We start from the raw sequence: 3103 nt of genomic DNA, 5'->3' as shown, positions 1-3103 counted from the left end.
GCAATTGCTTCAATGCGGATTTTACCTGCCCGATACGGACTTGTATACCGGTGGGCGCACTGCCTACGACCTTAATAAGCGTCGGTGTTTCCTCAAGCAGCTCCCAGATCGTCTTAATCTTATCAACATCCTTGAACTCAGGCTGCGCCAGCATATTGGTTGTTCCGCTCAAGAATACTTCACGATGGTTGTCATCCCCGATGAGTACACTCTCAACCAGTGTCATCAGTTCTTGCACATGAGAGACGTATCTGCCCATCTCATTGCCAACCTCGGTATATAATTGAGAACGAAGCTTATATAATGGAACACCGACGAGTTTCGCGTTGAGTAGATTCACGACCTGTTCCAGCTCCGACACCGAGATCCCCGGAGGGATCGGTACTGTCTTATTCTCAACATGCCCCGTATTGGTAACAACAATAGCTACTGCAGTATCCTCGTTCAGCGGAAGCAGTTGAAAATGGCGGAAGGAAGCTTCAAATACTTCTGGGCCGAGCGCAATCGACGTATAGTTCGTCATCTGCGACAATATCGAAGCCGTATGCTGCACGATTTCTTCCATTGCCGTTATTTTTTCCGCGAACGCGGATTTCAATCGGCCAACCTCTTCACTCGACAACCTATCTAACTGGACTAAGTTATCGACATAATAGCGATATCCCTTTTGGGAAGGAATGCGACCTGCAGACGTATGCGGCTGCTCCAAAAAGCCGAGCTCTTCCAGATCGGCCATTTCATTGCGAATGGTCGCCGGACTAAATCCGACATCGCCGCGCTTGGAGATGCTGCGAGAACCTACCGGTTCCGCAAAACGGATGTAATCATCAATGATGGCATTCAAAATCATACGTTGTCGTTCCGTCAACATGCGCATTCCCTCCTCGTGAATGTTCTTGCTGTAGTCGTTAGCACTCATCAACGTCGAGTGCTAACCGTTAATACAAAAATACCAAACGGACGAGACCATTGTCAAGTCAGTTCGGTACTTTGGGCGTGCCTATTTTATATGTACAGCCGTATTCAGCAGTATAATGGATTGAATCCATCATGATTGTTGCCAAACCACTATATCTTAAGGACTTTATCTTCAATTATATAGTGGCTAGAATTGCCTGAATAGTAGCTTAGACAAAATTAGAGTTTAGTGTTTTGTATAGAAACATATTTAATGAAATAATTTCACTTATCAACTACTAAAGATGTAGGCATCACAGAATATCGGGTTCAGGTCACAAAATGAAAGTTACGAGAGAGGTAGCCTACATCAGATGAACCAATTCTTTATAAAGGCGAGTACTACATACCTACATCAATGAAACAAGATAATGGGAACGTATTAAAACTGAATAAGCAACATCAAACCCTGCACTTAGATTGTATTGTGATAGATGGTGCAGTCACATTGTAAATTCAAAATGCTGACAATGATGAATACATCACTGACATTCAATTCGATATTGACAAAATGACAATCGTTGATGTAAATGTATCTGGTGTAGATAAGGTTATACTTAAGATTTATAGAACAAACGAGAGTTAAAATGATGCAAAATTATAAATATTGGTGATTGAGCTATCGTGTCCCGTTAGTTTAGTTCCATAATATACTCAGTTCCTACTGGATCTAACTTGACGTATAATTGAAACTTATTTGAAAAGACTTATTCCAGTTTCGAACCATTCAAATATATGTAATCGTGACTATTATCATGGCTTGTTTCTGTTATATCTATTAATTCATAAGCTGTATCTCTATAGTGCTTCAGGAACCCATCCAGTAATTCTTTAGGTTTAATTTTTCCATCTAAACCACCCAATTTAACATAAACGTATTCATATCTATTAGTATATAAATCTAAATAGGGTTGAGTATGGGCGAAAATCTTAACGTCATACCAGAAATATAAATATGCGTATATGTCTCCGACTAGTTTTTTAGATACTTCATCTTTAGTAACACGATATTTTAATTGGAAAATTTGCTCTGTTTCTACTCTATTATCAATATAAGGAGTTTGGATAGTATTAAGATCGTAAATAACCTCCGCACTTGCCGTTGGCACAGAAGCCTTGATGTAATCTGCTAAGGAAACAATGCAACAGGTCTTGCCTTTGTTATTTTCGTAAAATTCTTCAACAAGCTCTCTTCTTGGAGAGAGTGGATTTTTTTAGGATCTAGATAGTACCAATCCTCTTTAAAGTCAGTACTAACAAAAATAACATCATTATCTAAGGAAAGTATATCTCTCCAGATGAAATAATCTCCAAATTTATTTTCTTTTTTACCTGCATCTCCTCCGCTTAGAGGAGGTTGCTTTTTTGCAAGTCTGTTATTGGCATCTTCATTCACTAATTTATCTTGCTTATCTATAGTGGTAAAGCAAGCATCTTCAAAGATTGATTTTAACGAATCCAATACTGGATCTTTTTGAAAGAAACTTCTCAACTTGGAGGATAACTCCTCCAGCTTTTTTCTATATAACTTGTAGCTTGCTAGATTATCTTCTTCAATTGAAATATATTCATCATGCTCTGGTAGAAGGCCAATTAAGGGAATAGTTGAAGATAGTTTGTTAGGCTTTTGGATCTTTGAATAGATATCTGTGTTTATCCGTTCGATGGCACCTTGGATTAATTTAGGTCTCTGATCCATGAATTCTTCTAGTACATGCATAGGTATTCTCAAACGATCATTTTCAGCTGCACTTTTTAATGCAAGTAAAACTTCTTTAAACGCTGCTTCTTTCCATTGATAAGCAGACAATAAAACATTAGTATCTACAACTATCGTAGCAGTGCCTATTATTTCCTCTAACGATTTCGGTGCAAAAAAATATTTTTCCAATCCCTTTTTCGTCATATATATCACTCCATTAACAAAACTTGTAGATAGTTTTTCTAAATATAAGTGAGTCAATATCCTTAATAATTAGCCGCCATGTTAAAAGTATTCGTGCAGGGGATTCAACTATCCTGCCTGTTAGCTTAATGTTTACTTGTATCGTCCTTCATCAATTCTGTGCTTTGCCAACGTTCGTATTTCTTCGTCCTCATCGTTTAGTAAGATACCTAGAACTTTGAAAGGTCACTTTTTTTGTTG

General features: G+C 38.0%; 3 protein-coding genes. All 3 read right to left on the bottom strand.

Features of this window, described 5'->3' with window-relative positions; translation table 11 throughout:
• The coding region (hrcA, locus tag AZ66_RS28160) for a heat-inducible transcriptional repressor HrcA (RefSeq protein ID WP_044357957.1) at positions 1 to 871 on the bottom strand (871 nt) is incomplete at its 3' end.
• Between the two features lie 793 nt (positions 872 to 1664).
• Positions 1665 to 2066 carry a hypothetical protein gene (locus AZ66_RS28155; protein WP_044357956.1) on the bottom strand — a complete coding sequence of 134 codons (402 nt, stop codon included), beginning with the start codon at positions 2064 to 2066 and terminating at the stop codon, positions 1665 to 1667.
• A 20-nt stretch (positions 2067 to 2086) separates the two neighbouring features.
• The gene (locus AZ66_RS28150) at positions 2087 to 2863 is read right to left on the bottom strand and encodes a PIN domain-containing protein (RefSeq protein WP_044357954.1); all 777 of its coding nucleotides are present in this window, start codon (positions 2861 to 2863) and stop codon (positions 2087 to 2089) included.
• Between the last annotated feature and the right edge of the window lie 240 nt (positions 2864 to 3103).

It is taken from the genome of Paenibacillus sp. E194, from assembly GCF_000935845.1.
GTDB lineage: Bacteria > Bacillota > Bacilli > Paenibacillales > Paenibacillaceae > Paenibacillus_B > Paenibacillus_B alvei_B.
The sequence above is the reverse complement of the archived record's forward strand: the minus strand, read 5'-3'. Positions and strand labels throughout refer to the sequence as shown.

What these genes read in the sequence shown, in the direction of transcription:
- AZ66_RS28150 (WP_044357954.1), bottom strand. Translation starts at nt 2,863, where the DNA reads ATGACGAAAAAGGGATTGGAAAAATATTTTTTTGCACCGAAATCGTTA.